The organism is Cyclobacteriaceae bacterium (genome assembly GCA_025808415.1).
Taxonomy (GTDB): domain Bacteria; phylum Bacteroidota; class Bacteroidia; order Cytophagales; family Cyclobacteriaceae; genus UBA2336.
In genome coordinates, this window is sequence record CP075525.1 from 3302204 (window position 1) to 3322089 (window position 19886).

The 19886-nt window shown below is 43.6% G+C and carries 18 protein-coding genes; 2 read left to right on the forward strand and 16 right to left on the reverse strand.

Translation table 11 applies throughout. The features are described from left to right. Window positions 1-115 precede the first annotated feature (115 nt). The 11 genes from KIT51_14600 to KIT51_14650 form a co-directional block, all read right to left on the reverse strand. Window positions 116-1297 carry an efflux RND transporter periplasmic adaptor subunit gene (locus KIT51_14600; protein ID UYN86084.1) on the reverse strand — a complete coding sequence of 394 codons (1182 nt, stop codon included), beginning with the start codon at window positions 1295-1297 and terminating at the stop codon, window positions 116-118. A 3-nt stretch (window positions 1298-1300) separates the two neighbouring features. Next, window positions 1301-5626 carry a CusA/CzcA family heavy metal efflux RND transporter gene (locus KIT51_14605; protein UYN86085.1) on the reverse strand — a complete coding sequence of 1442 codons (4326 nt, stop codon included), beginning with the start codon at window positions 5624-5626 and terminating at the stop codon, window positions 1301-1303. A 214-nt stretch (window positions 5627-5840) separates the two neighbouring features. Next, the gene (locus KIT51_14610) at window positions 5841-7217 is read right to left on the reverse strand and encodes a HAMP domain-containing histidine kinase (GenBank protein ID UYN86086.1); all 1377 of its coding nucleotides are present in this window, start codon (window positions 7215-7217) and stop codon (window positions 5841-5843) included. Further along, window positions 7214-7882 (reverse strand): response regulator transcription factor, encoded by a 669-nt coding sequence (locus tag KIT51_14615; GenBank protein UYN86087.1) that lies wholly within the window; start codon window positions 7880-7882, stop codon window positions 7214-7216. The genes KIT51_14610 and KIT51_14615 overlap by 4 nt, the downstream gene beginning before the upstream one ends. 68 nt (window positions 7883-7950) lie before the next feature. Then, window positions 7951-8100: a hypothetical protein gene (locus KIT51_14620; protein ID UYN86088.1), complete on the reverse strand. Its 150-nt coding sequence runs from the start codon at window positions 8098-8100 to the stop codon at window positions 7951-7953. 7 nt (window positions 8101-8107) lie between these two features. Beyond that, entirely contained in the window at window positions 8108-8353 is a 246-nt protein-coding gene (locus KIT51_14625) for a hypothetical protein (protein UYN86089.1), read from the reverse strand. Then, entirely contained in the window at window positions 8350-8826 is a 477-nt protein-coding gene (locus KIT51_14630; protein ID UYN86090.1) for a hypothetical protein, read from the reverse strand. The genes KIT51_14625 and KIT51_14630 overlap by 4 nt, the downstream gene beginning before the upstream one ends. 111 nt (window positions 8827-8937) lie before the next feature. Further along, window positions 8938-10740, reverse strand: a complete 1803-nt coding sequence (locus tag KIT51_14635) for a long-chain fatty acid--CoA ligase (GenBank protein ID UYN86091.1) — start codon at window positions 10738-10740, stop codon at window positions 8938-8940. A gap of 7 nt (window positions 10741-10747) precedes the next feature. Beyond that, a complete protein-coding gene (locus KIT51_14640; GenBank protein ID UYN86092.1) occupies window positions 10748-11551 on the reverse strand; it encodes an alpha/beta fold hydrolase in 804 nt (267 codons plus the stop codon). A gap of 63 nt (window positions 11552-11614) precedes the next feature. Beyond that, a complete protein-coding gene (locus KIT51_14645) occupies window positions 11615-12421 on the reverse strand; it encodes an alpha/beta fold hydrolase (protein UYN86093.1) in 807 nt (268 codons plus the stop codon). Between the two features lie 7 nt (window positions 12422-12428). Further along, window positions 12429-12827 (reverse strand): VOC family protein, encoded by a 399-nt coding sequence (locus tag KIT51_14650; protein UYN86094.1) that lies wholly within the window; start codon window positions 12825-12827, stop codon window positions 12429-12431. A 283-nt stretch (window positions 12828-13110) separates the two neighbouring features. On the opposite strand from KIT51_14650, the gene KIT51_14655 reads away from it, so the two are divergent. Next, entirely contained in the window at window positions 13111-13635 is a 525-nt protein-coding gene (locus KIT51_14655; protein ID UYN86095.1) for a DUF4833 domain-containing protein, read from the forward strand. 9 nt (window positions 13636-13644) lie between these two features. On the opposite strand, the gene KIT51_14660 is transcribed toward KIT51_14655, so the two are convergent. From KIT51_14660 to KIT51_14680, 5 genes are read right to left on the reverse strand one after another with little or no spacing between them, the layout of a single operon-like run. Continuing rightward, window positions 13645-14658, reverse strand: a complete 1014-nt coding sequence (locus tag KIT51_14660; GenBank protein UYN86096.1) for a glycosyltransferase family 2 protein — start codon at window positions 14656-14658, stop codon at window positions 13645-13647. Continuing rightward, window positions 14659-15216 (reverse strand): DUF4199 domain-containing protein, encoded by a 558-nt coding sequence (locus KIT51_14665; GenBank protein UYN86097.1) that lies wholly within the window; start codon window positions 15214-15216, stop codon window positions 14659-14661. 2 nt (window positions 15217-15218) lie between these two features. Beyond that, entirely contained in the window at window positions 15219-15755 is a 537-nt protein-coding gene (locus KIT51_14670; protein UYN86098.1) for a DUF4199 domain-containing protein, read from the reverse strand. Beyond that, complete coding sequence (gene pyrC / locus KIT51_14675; protein ID UYN86099.1) at window positions 15752-17017, reverse strand: dihydroorotase; 1266 nt, start codon at window positions 17015-17017, stop codon at window positions 15752-15754. The genes KIT51_14670 and pyrC overlap by 4 nt, the downstream gene beginning before the upstream one ends. Before the next feature lie 6 nt (window positions 17018-17023). Beyond that, window positions 17024-19027: a BatA domain-containing protein gene (locus tag KIT51_14680; GenBank protein UYN86100.1), complete on the reverse strand. Its 2004-nt coding sequence runs from the start codon at window positions 19025-19027 to the stop codon at window positions 17024-17026. Window positions 19028-19147: 120 nt separating this feature from the next. Between KIT51_14680 and KIT51_14685 the strand changes: the two genes are divergently transcribed. Continuing rightward, a complete protein-coding gene (locus tag KIT51_14685; protein UYN86101.1) occupies window positions 19148-19687 on the forward strand; it encodes a biopolymer transporter ExbD in 540 nt (179 codons plus the stop codon). Window positions 19688-19886 lie beyond the last annotated feature (199 nt).

Genomic DNA, 19886 nt, shown 5'->3' on the forward strand with positions numbered 1-19886 from the left:
GTATTTGCCTCCGTTTCTAAAACTCCATTCTCAGCGGTTCGTGTCCTCACGAACCAAATCATAGTTACACTTGCGGTCTGTGGTACACAGACCGAGGAGATTGGTGTAATGCCAACTATTCAACAATTAAGTTGAATGCTCCTTTTACCAGGAAAACATCATCGGCTTTAAAATCAGCAAAATTGATGATTTCCGTCCACTCATTATTAAACTCACCAATGGTAACTTGCTGCTTTTTAAATGCAAAATCATCTTTATTTTTTCCAACACTTACCAGCACAAAATATTTATCATCTTGTGATACTACAGCCTCGCTCGGCAACACCGTTCGCAAGTCAGTGGCCACATCAATGGATGCCTCTACATACATGCCGGGCAGAACATTAGTCAATTGATCCTCGTCTTCAATATGGCCGTGAATATTAACGGTGCGTGTATCGCTTTCGATGGTTTGTCCTACCAGGTAAACTTCACCTTTGTAGGGCTTGGTGGTTGCTCCACGTAAAATGAAAGTTATGGGTTGTCCTTTCCGTATATCCACAATGTCCTTTTCAAAAACTTGCAGTTCAACATGCATGTGTTCAGTATTTACAATTTCCACGGCCACATCATCGGGGCTAACAAATGCACCTCGCGTAATATTCACCTTTGAAATATATCCGCCAATAGGCGCAAATACCTTAACTGTTGATTCGATAATACCCTCTTCCAATTGGGCAGTGTTGATATTCAATAGCTTCAACCGCTCCTTAAGCCCGCTGTATTTAGCCTGCATAACCTTATAGTCAGACTCAGCCTTGAGAAAATTCTTCTGGGATGCAATGTTATCATCAGCAAGGCTTTTTTGGCGTTCGTAATCTGATTTAAGATAACTGAGTTGCGCCCTGGCTTCCAGGTAATCTTGCTGCAATTGAATAAAGTCCGGGTTCTCCATCGTAAACAAAACCGCACCCTGTGCTATCTTTTCACCCGGCAGAATGGTAAAGCCTTTTACGAAGCCACCTAATTTCACACTTACGGATGCTTTACGCTCGGGCGGCACATCAATAAAACCATTAGCTTTTATTTTTCGGGCAAAGCTTTTTTGCTCTAATGCACCCAGTTTCATGCCTGAGGTTTCAAATTGTTCGCGGGTAAGCGTAATGGAATTAAGGTGGGGATTTTCGGTAATATCGATCGTATCAGAAGGGCTTGAACCACCACAAGCCGATAGTAAACCGATTACTATGGCAAACACTACTCCTGTTTGATTTGACAACCAAAAGTCCTTGCTATCATTTGCTTTATTCCTATGCATAACTCAATACATCAAATAGTTTAATTCAATTACTGTAATGTTATAATGGTAAAGGCTTAACAGGTAATTCATCTCAATAACAACTGCCTGATCCATGGCCTGTACATATTGTAAAAAATTCAACTCTCCACTAAAAAATGATCGCTGGGCAGTGTTAATTGTCTCCTCCACCAATCTTCTTCCGGTTGTGTCATAAAAATCCAGTGCCTCGCGGTATTTATCCAACTCGCGTTGTAATTGAGCATGGCGTGAAGTAAGGGCAAACCGGAAATCTTCAGCTTGTTGACTCACCCTTTCTACCTGCATTTGTGAAGCATTTACACTTGCCCGTTGCACACCAAACCATAAAGGCATGGCCAGGCCAACCTGTACACCGGGATATAACTTATTATCTTCGGCCTGATTCCTTCCCTGGAAATAAGCTACGTGTATATCGGGTAACCATTTACTCTTCTCCAATTGATTCGTCAGCGTTGCTGTTTGTTTCGATTGCTCAAAATATAACATACCCGGATGCGCGCTAAGATTAATTGGCTCCAACTCGATTTTTAACAGCTCACTATTCACCACCCTGATCTCCTCATTCACCTGGAGCCATCGGGCTAATTCTGCATACGCTGCCTGAATAGATGCCTGGGTTTGTTTTACCTGAAGCTGGGCTTCCCGCTTTTTTGTTTCTGCCGTTAATTTTTCCAGGTAATTTGTTTCGCCAACGGCAAACCTTTTTTCAGCGGCACGCGAAAAATCTGTGTAGATACTGTCCAGGAACAAATAGCGCTTAACCAGGTTTTGCCAGTAAAGAATGGTGATATAGGATTTGGATACTTCCTGCGCCAGTTTGCGACTATCCATAGCATATTGTTGCTCCTGCATACGTGTTGCACCATCAAACGCTTGTCGTTGCTTCACATAAACCGTTGGAAACCTGAAATTTTGCTGAATCCCCCAAACATTCAGCGCATCACCTACCGGGGGCAGGTTGTTTTCATCACGACTGAAGTAAACCACCGGTCGAGGGGCATCAAACGATGTTTTGGCCAATGAGCGGGTTTGCTCCACGGAATAATAAGAAGACTTTAACCCGGCATTATTCTTCACGGCCAAATCAATAGCTTCTTTCAACGTAACCGTCCTGGGTTGTTGTGCAGAACTTATAAAGGGTGAAATGAGAATAAATAGTATCAACACAAAGGCGGATGGCACTTGCTTCTTTACACTTCTATCGGTATCGAAAATGGAATACAAAACCGGCAACACCACCAGGGTAAGCACCGTTGCCGAAACCAAACCGCCAATAACCACCGTGGCCAGGGGACGCTGAACTTCTGCACCAGCATTGGTAGACACCGCCATGGGTAAAAAACCCAACGCAGCAGCCGATGCGGTAAGTAGTACAGGGCGCAATCTTTCTTTTGTTCCTTTTATTATGCGGGCTTTCATATCGTGTAAACCATCAGCTTTGAGTTCTTTAAAATGTTCAATCAATACAATACCATTTAACACCGCGATACCGAAAAGCGCAATAAAACCTACTCCGGCCGAAATACTAAAAGGCATATCGCGGATCCATAAGAATACTACACCCCCTACTGCAGCAAGGGGTATGGCGCTGTAAATCATTAAAGCATCGCGTACAGAGTTAAAAGCGAAGTATAACAGAAAGAATATTAACACCAGGGCAACCGGTACGGCTACCAGTAAGCGCTGTTTGGCGCTTCTGAGATTCTCAAACTGTCCGCCATAGGTAATAGAATAGCCCGCGGGTAGTTTTACATTGGCTTCAATACGTGTTTGCACATCTTTCACTACCGACTCGAGGTCGCGACCACGCACATTAATACCGATAACAATTCTTCGCCTGGTATTATCACGCGAAATCTTCGCTGGCCCTTTCGAATAACTTATTTCTGCGAGTTCGCGCAAGGGAATCTGTCCCCCGGTAGGTAGCGCTACATACATGTTGCGGAGGTTTTCAATGTCGGATCGTGATTGTTTCTCAAACCGGATAACAAGGTCAAACCGTTTTTCACCCTCAAAAACACTTCCAGCTGCTAACCCGGCAAAGCCTGCGGAAACTAGCGTATTAAGCTCAGTTATATTTAATCCATACCGTGCAATTTTCGACCTGTCGTAAACCACACTCATCTGCGGTAACCCTGTTACTTTCTCTACGATAATATCCGCTGCACCCTCCACCGGGCGAATTAGTTTTTCAATTTCAAAAGCTTTCTTACTGAGTATATCCATGTCTTCACCGAATATTTTCACGGCAAGGTCAGCGCGAACACCCGTGATCAACTCATTAAAGCGCATCTCAATAGGCTGCGTAAATTCATATTCAATACCCGGTAAAATGCTGAGGGCCTCTTTAAACTTATCAGCCAATTCATCTTTATCCGATGCCGTTACCCATTCCTTTCGCGGTTTAAGCTTGATGATCACATCACTCTCTTCCATCGACATCGGATCGGTAGGAATTTCAGCCGCACCAATACGGCTTACCACCTGGTCCACTTCAGGAAACTGAAGAAGGATTTTTTCTATCTCGGTAATCGTTTCGATGGTTTTGCTTAAGGTTGTTCCGGTTTTTAGTACGGGCTGTATTACAAAATCCCCTTCATCAAGGGTGGGCACAAACTCACCACCCATACGGCTGAATAACAGCACGGCACTTAACAGGAGAATTGCCGCACTTCCGAGCACAATTTTTCGATGATGAAGTGCCCACACCATAGTAGGCTCGTGCATGCGCTCGATCCAATCCATCAAACGCCTGGAAATATTTCTTTTGTTTTCAGGTGCGGGTTTTAAAAAAAGCGCTGACACCACAGGAACGTAGGTAAAGCAGAGAATGATAGCGCCCACCAAAGCAAATGAAAAGGTAAGTGCCATCGGCTTAAACATCTTTCCTTCCACACCCGATAGCGACAAAATAGGTATGAAAACAATTAAAATTATTAATTGCCCAAACAAAGCCGACTGCATCATTTTGGTTGTACCTCCAACAGTAACTTTATCTTTAAAGTTTTGCAACTCGCCCCCGGAAAGTTGCTGCATAGTAGCTTGTTGTGCTGTGATCTGAAAAGCTATAAACTCTACAATGATTACAGCTCCGTCTATGATAATCCCAAAGTCAATAGCCCCAAGGCTCATCAGGTTGGCATCTACACCAAACAGGTACATCAGGCTGAGCGCGAACAGCAACGAAAGCGGGATAACCGATGCCACCACTAAACCCGAACGGAAATTTCCCAACAACAACACCACAACAAACACAACGATTAAGCAGCCGAGAATTAAGTTTTCAGCTACAGTAAATGTAGTCCGGCCAATCAATTCACTGCGGTCAACAATGGGGTTTATAAATACTCCTTCGGGTAATGTTTTTTGGATGACTGCGACACGCTTTTTAACTTCTTCTATTACTTTTCCTGAGTTGGCATCCTTCAACATCATAATCTGCCCCAATACCTTTTCACCTTCTCCATTTCCGGTAATGGAACCAAAGCGAACGGCATGGCCAAAGCCCACTGTGGCAATATCTTTAACCAAAACTGGTATACCATTCCGAACATCCACTACAATTCTTTCCACATCATTGAGTGAACCAACCAAACCCTCACCCCGTATAAAGTAACTTTCATTCGTCTTCTCAATGTACCCGCCACCGGCCGCACTGTTATTGGTTTGCAGGGCTTTATAAACTTCAGCTACTGATAGATTCATAGCGCGCAAACGTTCTGGGTTTACCGCCACTTCATATTCCTTTAAAAAACCACCCCACGTATTGATTTCTACCACACCGGAGATTCCGGAGAGCTGACGCTTTACAACCCAATCCTGCATCGTTCTTAAATCGGTAAGGGTATACTTGTTTGCATGCTCGGGTTTCACATCAAGCGTGTATTGATAAATTTCACCCAACCCGGTTGAAATGGGCCCCATCATCGGGCTACCAAAACCAGCGGGTATTTTCTCCTCTGCAGATTTTATCTTTTCTGCTATCAGCTGTCGCGGGAGAAACGTGCCGATGTCATCATCAAACACAATGGTAACAACAGAGAGGCCAAATTTTGAGATCGAACGGATTTCATGCACACCCGGAAGGTTCGCCATTTCCAGTTCGATAGGATAGGTGATGAACTGCTCGATTTCCTCGGTGGCGAGGTTACGCGAGACCGTAATTACCTGAACCTGGTTGTTGGTTATATCCGGCACTGCACCGATGGGGATATTGAACAAGGAGTACACACCAAAACCCATCATAATGGCCGTAAACAAAAAGATGATGAGTTTATTCCGGATGCTGAAGGCTATGATCTTTTCCACACAAAAAATTTGTTGCGTGAAGGTAGGACTGCACCCCTTAAAGTGCCCTTAACGTTTTCTTAAGATTTGCTTAGGAAACTATACTGATGTGTTTGATTAAAGTCAATAATTTTTGTATGCCTCGTGTAGCGCCAAAATTTATCTTATCGCAAAGGCGCAATGACGCAAAGTATTCGCGTTTTCTTTGCAGTGTCTATATCGTTTAAGTATTAGGTTATTCCGGAAAATGAAGGGTAAACGTTGAGCCTTTATTAAGTTCACTTTCTACTGTAAGTTTGATAGCCAATTGGGCACATGCTTTTTGCACAAGGGATAATCCAAGGCCAATGCCTTTTATTGACTTATGAAGAAGTGCATCAGATCGGTAAAATGGTTGAAAGATTTTTTCGTGATCCTTACGATCAATACCCACACCCTGATCGCTCACTGAAATTTGTACCACCGGAACAGTTGTTGCACGAACGATTACTTCTTTTCCTTGGGATGAATACTTCACTGCGTTTGATATCAGGTTTTCCAGAATAATATCCAACAGATAGGGGTCTGATTGAACCTTAAGTTCGGGAGGGCACTCGGTTTTAATCACAACCCCGACCGATGACCATGCATGCTGCTGGCGGTGGATCAAATCTGCAATAAAGGTGTCAATATTAATCTCAACCAACGCAGGGGATTTAGAAGGATGATCAAACCGGGCGAGCAACAGCAATTGTTCTACAATATGGTGCATGCGGTCAATTTCACGAATACTTACTTCCACTTTCTGCATGTACTCCTCAGCGGTTCGTGGCTTGCGGATCAACACCTCCAAGGTACCCCTTAAAACAGCCAGTGGCGTTCGCAACTCATGCGAGGCATCGGCCGTGAATTGTTTTTCCCGCTCCAGGGCGGCTTCAATTCTTTCCAGCAACTGGTTAATTGAATTAGTCAAATGAAATAATTCATCTTTTTGTGCCGGTAAGGAAATCCGTTCATTCAGGTTACTCTCGGTTATGCGGTTGGTTGTTTCTAATATAGTTTTGACGGGCACAATGCTTCGGCCCGCAAGCCAGCGTGTGGTACCAAATAATACAAGTAACACCACAGGGTACAAACCGAGTAGCAACCGTTGCAACGTACCCAATAGCTGTTCGGCATTTTCAGATGAGATTGCGGTAACAATATACCCCACCGTTTTACCCTGATCGGTAACGGGAATCTGGCGTTGCCGGATGCGCTTACCGTTAAGCAGGTAATCCAAATCTACCGGTTTATTGAAATCGGGTTGAACCGCAAGCGAGTTCTCTTTTAGGTTGGGCGATTTGTCGCGTACAATGCCCTGGGCATCCACCAGTTGAATAAACACCGGGTTCACTTCCACTTCGCGGTGTTCACGTTCTTCCATTTCCGCCCGGTTAATAAAGCGGATTCTTCCGCTTTCAATCATAATCTCCTTTTGGTGCTTAACCGCCTCGTAGGATAATATACTCTCCAGGTCGCTGTACACTAAATTCCGGATGACCATAAATATGGTAACAAACACCAGGGCAACCAGCAAAGCGGTGGCCGCCAGGTACGAAAACGCAATCCGGTTTTTGAATGATACCGTCATGACTCCCGGGCAATATAGCCTACCCCGCGAATGGTTTGAATATATTCTTCATCTTTCTGGATCTTCAATTTTTTTCGCAACGCATTTATAAATACGTCAATCACACCGCTATCACTGGTGGCATCCAGCCCCCAAATGGTATCCATGATTTTGTTTCTCCGGCAAACTTTTCCCTTATGGCGTATCAGGTATTCCAACAACTGAAACTCTTTTTGTGTAAGTAGTATTTCTTCTGCGTGTTTAAAAACCTGATGGGTTTCTGTATTCAATGAAAACGGCCCAAGTGTAAACACACCCTTATGTTCTGTTATAGGCCGTAACTGAACTTTAATGCGCTCCAGCAATTCTTCGAAATGAAAAGGTTTCCGTATGTAGTCATTTGCTCCAGCCTGTAAACCAAAAACAGCATCTTGAACTGTATCGCGGGCAGTAAGAAAAATAATGGGCGTTTCTTTATTCTCTTTGCGGTAAGCTTTACATAGTTCAATACCGGTAAGTTGCGGGAGCATCCAGTCAACCAATAGCAGATCATAGTTAGTAGAAAGTGCTTGCTGGAGTCCGGTTTGACCGTCAACGGCAACATCAACTTCATACCCCTCTTCCTCCAGCCCCTGCTTAAGGAAACTGGTGATGCCGCTTTCATCTTCAATTACAAGGACACGCATTTTACAAAACTAAGCATTACCGACTTAGAAAAAGCTTTATGCTTCCTTAAGATTCGCTTAAAAAAATATCAGGTAATTATATTCCTTCGGGAAAGGAGCAATCCCGATACAATAAGTAATACACCAACAGATCCTAAAATAATGTGCAGATAGTTTACGGTTTGCAGCATGATCATCTGCACCATAATCCAACCGGTTAAAACAAATCCCTGCAGCATGGTCAGTTTAACGTAAATGCACCGCTTTGGTTATTACAAAAAATGCTACTACCAGGCTAAGCAATCCATTCGCAACAAAAAGAACAATACCCGGAATCAGGTAATTTGAAAAAGGGGTGTGCTCAAGAAATGAAACAGGCATATCCAATCCTGAACCATCGGGCTTGCTGATTAACCTATAGCCGCCAAAGCAAGCCGATATGCCATTGAACAACAAGAGTGAAATAATTAATATACGCGTGGTCTTTATCATACAACAAAGGAAGCTGCAAATTTTGCAATAGCCGGATAATTAATCGCTGATCTTGATCTTCTTTCATTCGCGACCATGCGCACAATAAACCGCTCAACAAAATTCATTTTATCAAAAAGAAACTCACCACCAAATAGGCCCGAAGCATGTGCATGTTCACGTAACTCCTTAGGGAAAGCATTTTCAAATTCCTGCTTTCCCTGCTCTTTATTCATATAGCAAATAAACAAGCCGAGTTTCTTTCCCAGAAGTCCCTCTTTATAATCCCTGCAAAATTGCTTTATACCCAATTGAATTTGCCCGATATGAATTGATCCGCCAAGTATAAGGGTATTGTAGTACGCTAAATCCGGAATGGAATCATGCTCCAGGTTCACAACGTCTGTGGTTGACCTACCCAATAACTCAGTCAGTTTTTCAACCACTTTTTCCGTGGTACCATGATGGGTCATATAAACTATCAGTGTGCGCATAGCCCCAGGCATCATGTTGTTAAACTACAGGGTAGCTAAGCCTGATTCCATGACTATACTCAATTTAAAAGATGATAACGATCAGGTGAGCTACTTTTCGGGGGAAAGAACCTATTCGTACATCCTGTCTATTTCCTTCTGGTAATGATCCATGAGTAAATGCCGCACAGGTTTTAATGTTGTAGTAAGCTCACCGGTTTCAACACTCCAATCCTGGTGGCAGAGCACAAAATCCTTTACCCGTTCAAAATTGGGAAGTTCTTCATTGAACAAGGCAATCTCCTGTTTAAACTTTTCACGGACTTTGATATTGTAAACCATAAACTCCGGGGCCGTCCAGTGTATGCCCTCTTGCACGCACCACTTCTCCAGCCATTCAAAGTTGGGCACAATCAATGCCGTTACATACGGTCGTTGAAACCCTATGATCAGGCAACGTTGTATAAACGAAGATTGCATGAAATGATTTTGCAACGGCAGCGGGGCAATGTATTTTCCAGCCGAAGTCTTGAAAATATCTTTCTTCCGGTCGGTTATTTTAAGAAATCGTTCATACACTATTTTACCAACATCGCCTGTACGAAACCAACCCTCCGGAGTAAATACTTCTGTATTCAGCTCAGGTCGTTTAAAATATCCTTTCATCACATTATTGCCCTTCACTAAAATTTCTCCTTCTCCCTCCTCATTGGGGTTATCAATTTTTATTTCCACACCGGGTATGGCCATACCCACCGTACCAAACCGGTTTAACCCGGGCTCAAAACGGTTGACTGAAATAAATGGTGCTGTCTCCGTCATGCCGTAACCTTCCGCCACAAAAATTCCTGCTGCCGAGAACAACCTGCCGATTTCAGGCCGTAAAGAAGCTGCCCCCACTACCATGTAGCGAATTTTTCCGCCCAATTTTTTTCGCCATTGGCTAAGCACCAAACTGCGGGCGATGGCAAGCTTGATTAACAACATAGGTTTTAAGGTTCCTGGCCTGTACAACTTGCCGGTCTCCATGGCCCAACGAATTACTGTTCGCTTCAGCCAATTGCGCTGCAACGTTTGCTCCAGCATAAAGTCATACATTTTTTCAAGAACGCGCGGAACGCTTGTACAGAAATGTGGTCGGACAGTTCTGAAATCATGTGCAAACGTATCCTTATGCTGACTGAAGTAGATAGCAACTCCAAATGCCATATAGGCATATGTTGCCACACGTTCAAAAATATGGCTAAACGGAAGGAAGCTCAATACCCGATGTTTTGGTTCAAGCGGCAGGAGTGTTAAAATAGACTTGATACTACTCACCACATTATGATGCGTAAGCATAACACCTTTAGGTACACCGGAACTCCCAGAGGTGTACATAATTGTAAGCACATCATTTTCTGTAATGGTGTTTCGGATAGAATTTAGTTTTATCAATTCTTCATCCGCACCTTTTGCTAAGGTGATCGGTTTAAAAAATCCCTTTTCACCAGGCTGAAGATGATGAAAGCTCACCTGACTCCCGGAATTTTTGATTACCTCCTGAAATTTAACATATAAAGTTGCATCAGCCGTAATGCACATACGGGCCTCGGTTTCACGAACGATCGCTTCAATTTCTGGTGCATGGGCGGTAGGATGAACGGGTACCACTATCAATCCGGCTTGCTGGCAGGCCAAGTCCAGTATTATCCAATCGGCACTGCCTGTTACCGGAACAAAAATAATTTTATCACCGGGCTGGTGACCTTGTTCAATGAACCAACATGCGATGGCTTCTGATTTTTTTTGAACCTCGTGGATGGAATAGCCATGCCACGTTGCACCGGTATAATAATTCAGTGCATTCGCATTCGGGTATTTTTGTTGTTGATACAATACAATATCAAATACCCGTTGAAAATTACTGGATGTTCTTTTCGTAATTATTGTCATGCACCCATCAGGTTGACACAGGTTTTACATACAGGATATGGTAGAGCTTATCAAAAAATTCAGGATACTCCGGCAGGTTATTATGACGCGCACCCTCAATACTGTGCAACGTAATCTTATCCGGATAGAGATTTTTCAATTTAATACTTTGCGAATATGATATCAGCCTGTCGTGCGTACCATGAATAATGTGTACTGGGCAAGTCACTGTTTTGAGGTACTGATCGGTGCGGATGTCGTATTTCAACAACCACCGCAAGGGAATAAAAAATAAGTACCGGTTTACGTTGTAGTAAAAGCTAAAATAGGGTGAATCAAGTATAAGCATGGCCGGTTTATTCCACGAAGCAATGCGGGCCGCCACACCGCTGCCCCACGAACGGCCATACAAAACAATCTTGTTTTCCGGATAGGATTCACTTAACCATTTATACATGTACTGGGCATCGTTAAACACACGCGTTTGGCTTCGCTTACCTCGGCTTTTCCCAAACCCGCGGTAGTCCATCATAAAAAAGTCGTAACCGTTACTTAAAAAATCCTTAGCAAATTTTCCCCAACCTTTAAGGCTTTTTGAATTTCCTTTTAAGTAGTACACGACACCACGGGAATTCGGCACCTTAAAATAGATCGCGTTAATCCGTCCGCCATCTTCCATATCAAAATCCAGTTCCTCAAACGGAAAAGGATATTTATATTGAAATGCCGAGGATAGAATTTCAGGCCGAAAAAATCCGTAATGCTGAAAAAAGTAAAATGAAATGCAGATGCCGAGATAAATAACAATCAGTACAGTAAGGATTGTGACCATAGTTGGTCTAAGTTACCAATTATCAATCAATTTTGTGCTTTAGTGGTGATGTGGCCAATTAAATTAATCAAGCACAGTTGCTATAGCCCTGTGGTACTCAGCAAACTCGTTCAGGTTCTTATGCCCTCCTCCTTCGATAATTACAAATTCATCACCGGGCTTTAGAAAGGCTTTAAGTTTTATAGCCGACTCCAACGGTACAACCCAATCATCTGTACCATGTATAATCAGTACGCCACAGTTCACGTGTTGCAAATGATCCTTATTTGACAGGATCATTCTTTTAGAAAGCAACTGGGTTACAGGTTTAAAAGCCGGATGCGCAACACTGTTAATTTCATCGAACGGGGTTTCCAGGATAAGGTAATCGGCTTCGTTGGTAGTGGCCAGTTTTGATGCCACCGCTGCGCCCAATGAGCGCCCGTAAAGAATCAACCGGTTGTATTGAACGTTCTGCCGGCTCCATTCAAGTACAGTTTGAGCATCTTGATAAAGCACATTTTCTGAAGGTTCGCCACTGCTTTTGCCATAGCCCCGATAATCCACCATTAAAACATCATATCCAAAGCGTGTAAGGTCGCCCGCATACTTTCCCCACCGCTGCAGGTTATCGGCATTACCGTGAAAATAAAGGATGAACCCTTTAGCCGGTTGGTTTGTTTTAAACAACAACGCATTAAGGGCAGCGGATTCGCGAACGGGAATAAAATATTCTTCAAATGCGTCTTCAAATTGAAAAACATAATCATCCGGCAATTTCTCAGCCTGAAAAACAAAACGTTCCTGGAAAAAATAAAATCCAAAAGCGACAAGCAGATAAACCAACGTCAACAACAGGGCAATTTTCAAAATGGAAGAAAGCTTTTTCACAGTTGGTCTACATGCTAGGCGTTGGCTGAATCAAATCCCAAAGATTCCCATATAAGTCGGCAAATACCGCAACTGTTCCATAGTTTTCCACTACCGGGCCCCGAACAATGGCAATGTTATGCCTTTTCAAATTCTCAAAATCCCGCTGAAAATCATCGGTGTGTAAAAATAAAAATACCCGCCCACCGGTTTGATTACCGATGCGGCTACGTTGCTCGTCATTGGCAGCCTTAGCCAGCAACAAGCAGCATCCATCCGAACCCGGTGGCGCTATCCGTACCCAACGCTTTGTTTCGCTCAGCGTGGTGTCTTCCAACAACCGGAAATTGAGCTTTCGGGTGTAGAATTCAATAGCGTGATCATAATCATCCACCACCAGTGCAATATGGGCCAGGGTTTGTTTCATCTCCAAATATATTTTAAACTAATAACCCACAAACATACTTAAACAATTATGCTCCAGGGCCGCATGGCCCCGTGCACTCATCCAGCGCTGTGCCCAATCCGCGCTTGCCCATGCCAGTCCAAAGATTGGCCAAGGCGCTGTCTGAGTACACTGAAATAAATCCCAGCAATAAAACGGCTGTCTAATTATATCAGCCGTACTTTAAAAGAGATAGAAACAATTTGTAAACCTTTCCGTTCTTCGGTTTGAACTCTTCTCAAAAAAGCTTTCATTAGTATTTCTTATGAGGTTATTCACATTATTGCCATTGGTTTTGTTGATCTTGCCAACCTCCCCTGCGTTCGATCACGAGTTTCCCGTTCCGCCTCTAACGCATAAAAGCCTCTTCTACATTCACCGGAGCGTAAACAGCAACACGGTACTGTATGAGGTAAACCTGTTGGGCGATAAAACCATCGACCCTAAAAATCCAGTATCCGTATACTGGTTACGCTATGCCGAAAAAGGGCAAAAGCGCGACCTTAACATGTTGGAACGGAATTTTGCCTATGGGATAAAATGCATACCGGCCGGCCCGGGAAAATACACCATGCACTTTGTGGCTTCCAAAACGCGACAAGCCGAAGTATTGTTAGATCAAAACGGACAGGCCACAGCCATTATGGATATCAGTGGCAAAGCCTCACGGCTAAAGAAAATTTTTGTGCAGGTTTCCGAAGATGGATGGTGGCCCAAAGTTGACTATGTGGAATTTTTCGGTGAGGATGTGCGCACCAAAAAAGCCACTTACGAAAAGATGAAAGTTTGAGTGTGGCGCTCACGCATTTGCCGCCAACTTCATTTTTGATCCCTCGGGCAATTCATCAATACCTACTTTATCAATAACGAGGTAATTCTTTTTGGAAAGTGACTGTCGTGTAATTAGTTCAGCCAAAAAACCCGTAACAAAAAGCTGCACACCAATAACCAACGCTACCAAGGCCAAAAAGAAAATGGGTTGCTGGGTTACGTCACGCTTCAGCGGGATTTGCGAAAAATAAACGGAGTCGATTTTATCCCATAAAATCTTAACCGTAAAAAGGAAACCTGCAAGGAAGGATAGTGTGCCCAGGGTGCCGAAGAAATGCATAGGCCGCATGGCAAAGCGACCCACGAATGTTATTGTTAACAAATCAAGGAAGCCACGCACAAAACGCTCAAACCCAAACTTGGAATAGCCATATTTGCGCTCACGGTGTTCAACTACCTTCTCTCCGATTTTTGTAAAGCCTGCCCACTTGGCAATAAGCGGTATATAGCGGTGCATTTCGCCATAAACAGAAATATTTTTCACCACGGCTTTATCATACGCCTTCAGGCCGCAGTTAAAGTCGTGGATTTTTATGCCGGAAATTTTTCGGGTAACGAAATTGAAAAATTTTGACGGTACTGTTTTGGTGAACGGGTCGTTGCGTTTTTTCTTCCAGCCCGATACCAGGTGATACCCCTGTTGTTTGATCATAGCATACAGTTCAGGTATCTCATCCGGACTATCCTGAAGGTCGGCATCCATAGTAATAACCACTTCGCCTTGCGCAGCCCTGAAAGCGGTTTGCAAGGCTGCTGACTTACCATAATTGCGATTGAACTTTATACCTTTAAAGTTGGGATTGGATGTGCTTATGGACTGGATTTTTTTCCAGGAGTTGTCTGTACTGCCATCATCCACAAACAACACTTCAAAAGAATAGCCGTGCGCTTTCATCACACGGCTAATCCAATCACTTAATTCCTGAAGCGATTCTTCTTCGTTGAATACGGGAATAACTACGGATATATCAGTGCTATTCATTTAGATCATTTCCGGCTGGTTCTTGCGTATAAAGATAGCCATTATTAAAGCACCAATTGCATATAGGATTACCCCTATTCCAAGACCCGTTAGTAGACCAGTAAATGTATATCGTTTGGTTATCGATTCCGGATCGAATTGTTCCTTCATTTGATCAATTGCATCTTCTGGTGCACCAAATTTCTCAGCCCAATAGATGGAAGTATTTAATTGTGATTCCGCCATTACCTCAGGATAGGAAGGATCAATCACTAAAAATAAACCTGAAAAAATTAATCCGATAACTCCGTTCACAAACAGCAATACAAATGCGTACTTAAAGGCTCCTCCATAGTCCAAAAATCCGCCTATATGATTGCGCCATTGAATGCCGTAATAGATACAAAAGCCAAAATTCAAAACCAGTATACATAACAAATAGGAGAAACCGGTTAGTTTGCTTGGCATTACAGCATACAATAAAAGCATTATAACAATATGTATTGAGCCAAGAATCAGTCCATTCTTGGCTGCATCTTTTAACCAGTTTAATTGCTGACTTTGCACTTCATTTTCCATAATTACTCGGGTTTGGGTTGTTTTCTTAAAATAACGGATAGAATTATGCTTATAAACAACCCGATCCCAAAGCTTTGTGCCAAATACAAGAATGCGAGTTGCGCCATATTAGTAGAAGGAAGTCCAGCTAAATTACGCTCAACTTCTTCTTTTCCTCCAATCCTTGCTAAATCCTCCTCCGGAAAAGAACGGATGTAGTCAGCGGCTAACTGAACATAGTCAGAAACAAAGTTTGGCTCGAAGGCCCCGAAAATGCGATAAAGTAGCGACCCTAAAACCGCAGCGGTAGCCACCACCACAAAACTGCCCAGCATACCTTGAAAAAAATGTAACACTCCGGCATTTTGAAAATCCCTGTATTCTTTCAGGCTGAAAAAAATGAACACGCCATACAGAAATACCCTGAAATCGAGGAAGGGTGAAATCATTACCGGGTGCCTGCCCAGGTAGTACATCATAATATTCAAGCCAATGGAAAGTACGGCTGCAAGGGCACCATAACGTAAACCGATGGTTAAAAGCGGTGATGGTTTCTTCATATCGAGTTATCGATCCAGTGCTTCGTGTTATTAAAAACAGCCACCGCTTTGCCGGTTAGGGTTTGCCCCAGCCACGGTGAATTTTTGGCTTTGCTCATATTTGATTTTTCGTCATACACCCAGGTACGGGTAGGATCAAGCAAGGTCAGATTGGCTTTTGCTTCTGCATCAATCACTGGTGATTCCAAATCAAGAACTTTCCGTGGCGCCAATGTTACTTTTTCAAGTAGCGTAGGCCAATCTACATGTTTGGAGAGTGCTGTTAAATTAGCGGCAAACGTCTGCAGGTTAATAATGCCCGGGTCGGCATGATCAAACTCCAGGTTTTTGCTTTCTTCATCGTGCGGCACATGGCCTGAACAAATCACATCAATGGTACCATCATTCAATCCCTTAATCAACGCATCGTTGTCGCGCTTCTCCCGCAAGGGGGGATTTACTTTATAATTGGTATCAAAGCCGGCCAGCATACTATCATCCAGTAAGGGTTGATACGCTGCAATGTCGCACGTAACGGGTAATTTCTTTTTCGCGCTGCGGATCAGGTTTATCGACCGGACTGATGAAAGTCGGGACATGTGTAATCTTCCTTCGGCATAGTGGAGCAAATCCAGGTTGCGATGAACCGCTACTTCCTCAGCAATCCTTGGCATTCCTTTTAGTCCCAACATCGTACTCTGAATACCCTCATGCATTTGCCCGAACATGTTCAGCCAGATATCCTCCGGATGATCAATGAGTACGCCTTTAAACTTTTGCAGGTATTGAAGCGACTTGAGAAAAATATCGGTATGCCAGATTGTTTTAAGGCCATCGGTAAAGGCAACAGCACCGGCCTCGTGCAGGTCGATCATCTCCGTTAATTCTTCACCTTTATTGTCGCGGGTAACCGAGGCCAAGGCATGGATTTGTACTAACCGGCTATCGTTATTTTTAGTCAGGTACTTTACATCATTTTTGGTTTGGATGCAGGGCGAGGTGTTAGGCAGCACGGCAATTTCGGTAAATCCTCCTGCCGCAGCCGCTTTGGAAACCGACTCCAGATCTTCCTTATGTTCCAGGCCCGGGTCGCCAACGAATGTTCCCAGGTCGAACCAACCGGGCGAAAGCAACATGCCTTCGGCCTTAATTACCTTATCGGCCTGGTAGTTTTTTTCCCCGATTTCAATGATGCGGCCATTATTGAGGAGTATGTTTTTGACTTTTTTATGAAAGGGGGAGTTCGGATCGAGGATTTTGGCAGCCTGGATAAGTATTTTCATTAACCCTTATTTTAGAAAGCGGATCAGTAGAATCTCTACCAACAGGAAGAAAAGCGCCACAACCAAGGCATACTTCCATAATGGTTTCCCCAAATATCTTGCTTTTATTTCGTTACTGAAAGTATCGGCTGAAGCAGATTCAAAAACCGTGATGTTTTCTGTGCCGCCCAATTGCTGCCTTACTTCTTCACCCTTCCATTGTTTGAGTAATGATTCACCGCTGTTCAGGTTAAATGCAAGTAGCCCAACGGTATCACGGCCTGCCACCGCATGATAGAAACCGGTTTGCATGGAAAACCGTGGCAGTTCCAGCATTACCCGGTCTGCCAGTTTTCGTTGAAACGGTATGATTTCCTGCTGGCCCGCCAACCGAAGTTGTTGTTCGCCCGGTAAGCTGTCTACCCGTAACGTAATCAGCGTTTCGCTCAAACTATAATAAGGTTTCCAGTCGGCCCTTTTGGCTGATGTGGCGATGCGATACATGACCGGTAGAAACAAAAAGTTATTACTCAGGTCAGAAAATTCAGGTTGTAACGGAGAGGCCAGCAAAAATATTTTCCCGCCCTGGTTAAACTGCGACAGGAAAGGTTTTTCGTTCTTAAACCTCAACACAGCCAATCGATCATTACCCCAATCCATTACCCGTCTGGCTTTGGGCAATACCAACCGGTTAGAGCGCTCCTCAAAAACATTTTCGAAAAAGGGGTTAGTAAAATCCGGATTTTCAAGTTCAGAAGGTTGCAGTTCATTAACGGATGTTAATACAGGAATGGACAACAGGTTTTTATAGGAAACTACATCGGGGCTTGCAGAAGGTATAACCAATAAGGCACCGCCACCCGAAATATAATTACGGAGCGAAGCCATCAAGGCCACATCCACAACGTCCAGGCTGTTCAGTACTACCAGATCAGTCTCCTGCAGGGCTGCATAGTTGATATTTCTTACATCAAATGAACGAAACGCAAACACTTCGGTATTGCCGTATACTTTTTCAACAGCCGATTTTCCTGAGGTACCTTTAATTTCAACGATCTTAACTTTTTCAGAAAAATTAAAGGCCAGGTAAAATTCGTTGTCGAAACTAACCGGGTAGTCGTTAAAACTTATAACGGCTTTGCTGTTACCACGATGGGATGAAACAATATCAAATGAAGTTGACACGCTGCCTTGTGCAGCAATACTTACCGAACTGGTTCCAGTTTGAATGCCGTTCACGGTAAGTTTTACCAAAAGCTGATCAATTGCCTTTGTTCCATCGTTTCGAAGTTTAACCGTCAGCGTATTTTTTTCGCCCCCGACAACAAAAGGATTCTCCAGGTAGGCTGTGTCGACAAATATATTTGCGAGTGGTTCAAAGGTTAACGGAATGAGGTGCAACCGCTGGGCACTATCGAGCATAGATGATGAAATTGTTCCGGTGGTGGACTGCTGAAAATCTGATATCCAAAAAATTTCATCCTGGGTTAGGGTTCGCTTGGTATTATCAATTCGATCCTTTACTTCCTTAAACGTTCTGGTTACTGGCGATAAGCGAATCTGCGCAAGCAAGTCAACTGCCTCAGCTTTGGTTTTATACGTGTTGGAAAACGGAGCAAAATCATTGGTAAGTAATTGAAACCGGGTTTCCTGAGGAAATATGTCAACAATCTGGTTGGCCATGGCAATGCCATCATCCAGTGCCCTGGTTTTTTCGCCTACCGGAACCGACATGCTTAATGAATTATCCAGGTATATAATAATGTTCTGCCTTGCGCCAACCTGTTCGGTAGCCGGTATAAAGGGTTGGGCAAAAGCTAAAATCAGAAACAACAGGAACAATAGCCTGGAGGCCAAAATAAGATAGTGCTTGAGTTTGCGCTTGGCCGAAGTGGCTTCCTGCACCTGCCGTAAAAAGCGCGTACTGGAGAAATAAATTTTTTGAGTCTTCCTGAAGTTAAAGAGATGGATGATAACCGGAATAGAAAGGGCGGTTAATGCCCACAGAAAAGCAGGATAGACAAAACTCATTGCTGCAAATTACGATTTACGTATCATGAAATACGAATTTAATGAATCGGCAATGTTAAAATTTGACATACGGAAAGGTGACTTAATGAATGGCTTTTGCTTCTATGATAAATAAATTATATGAGCCATCCTTACACCCATACGCGGCCCGAACTCCAAACGGGTTCCATGGCCGACATTGCCTTTTTGATGCTGACTTTTTTTCTGATGACTACCCAGATCACCAACCATATAGGATTAGCCCTTGTTTTGCCACAACCCAATAATGTTCTGGCAGCACCTGTACACAAGCGAAATTTATTTACCGTACAGGTAAACGCTGCCAACCGGTTTCTGGTAAATGGAGAAGTGAGAACGGAATTGGATGGGCTGCGCGAAGAGATTAAAATCTTTGTGTTAAATAACGGGCGAGATGTAACCCGTTCTGATAATCCTGAAAAAGCGGTAGTGTCACTGAAGGCCGACCGGGGAACTACCCATCGTGCATACATCTATGCGCTGGATGAAATCCAGGCTGCGTATTATGAACTTTATGCTGAACAGGCTGGAATCTCAGCTGAAGCATTCAGAAAGCTTGACCTGGGCCGCCATGCCGACCGGGTACTGTATGAAAAAGGAAGGAAAGGAATACCGATGAATATTTCGATTGCCGAGTTGTAAATCAAGCCGACTCAATCTCGCGTTAGTTGTTATAGGATGACGATAGCGATTGTCATCGCGGCCGCAGAACAATAGCCGCAATTACAGAATTTTATCAAATCAAATCTTAGGATCAAACTTGTCAAAAACGATTTTTGCTATTAAAGAGATCGCGGGTCAAGCCCGCAATGACAAAAAGCCCGGCCATTTCTGAACCGGG

Bases quoted from the DNA above. Each gene is read 5' to 3' on its own strand.
- KIT51_14600 (UYN86084.1), bottom strand. From the start codon at position 1,297: ATGCATAGGAATAAAGCAAATGATAGCAAGGACTTTTGGTTGTCAAAT.
- KIT51_14610 (UYN86086.1), bottom strand. From the start codon at position 7,217: ATGACGGTATCATTCAAAAACCGGATTGCGTTTTCGTACCTGGCGGCC.
- KIT51_14615 (UYN86087.1), bottom strand. From the start codon at position 7,882: ATGCGTGTCCTTGTAATTGAAGATGAAAGCGGCATCACCAGTTTCCTT.
- KIT51_14620 (UYN86088.1), bottom strand. From the start codon at position 8,100: ATGCTGCAGGGATTTGTTTTAACCGGTTGGATTATGGTGCAGATGATC.
- KIT51_14625 (UYN86089.1), bottom strand. From the start codon at position 8,353: ATGATAAAGACCACGCGTATATTAATTATTTCACTCTTGTTGTTCAAT.
- KIT51_14630 (UYN86090.1), bottom strand. From the start codon at position 8,826: ATGCGCACACTGATAGTTTATATGACCCATCATGGTACCACGGAAAAA.
- KIT51_14635 (UYN86091.1), bottom strand. From the start codon at position 10,740: ATGACAATAATTACGAAAAGAACATCCAGTAATTTTCAACGGGTATTT.
- KIT51_14640 (UYN86092.1), bottom strand. From the start codon at position 11,551: ATGGTCACAATCCTTACTGTACTGATTGTTATTTATCTCGGCATCTGC.
- KIT51_14650 (UYN86094.1), bottom strand. From the start codon at position 12,827: ATGAAACAAACCCTGGCCCATATTGCACTGGTGGTGGATGATTATGAT.
- KIT51_14655 (UYN86095.1), top strand. From the start codon at position 13,111: ATGAGGTTATTCACATTATTGCCATTGGTTTTGTTGATCTTGCCAACC.
- KIT51_14660 (UYN86096.1), bottom strand. From the start codon at position 14,658: ATGAATAGCACTGATATATCCGTAGTTATTCCCGTATTCAACGAAGAA.
- KIT51_14665 (UYN86097.1), bottom strand. From the start codon at position 15,216: ATGGAAAATGAAGTGCAAAGTCAGCAATTAAACTGGTTAAAAGATGCA.
- KIT51_14670 (UYN86098.1), bottom strand. From the start codon at position 15,755: ATGAAGAAACCATCACCGCTTTTAACCATCGGTTTACGTTATGGTGCC.
- pyrC (UYN86099.1), bottom strand. From the start codon at position 17,017: ATGAAAATACTTATCCAGGCTGCCAAAATCCTCGATCCGAACTCCCCC.
- KIT51_14680 (UYN86100.1), bottom strand. From the start codon at position 19,027: ATGAGTTTTGTCTATCCTGCTTTTCTGTGGGCATTAACCGCCCTTTCT.
- KIT51_14685 (UYN86101.1), top strand. From the start codon at position 19,148: ATGAGCCATCCTTACACCCATACGCGGCCCGAACTCCAAACGGGTTCC.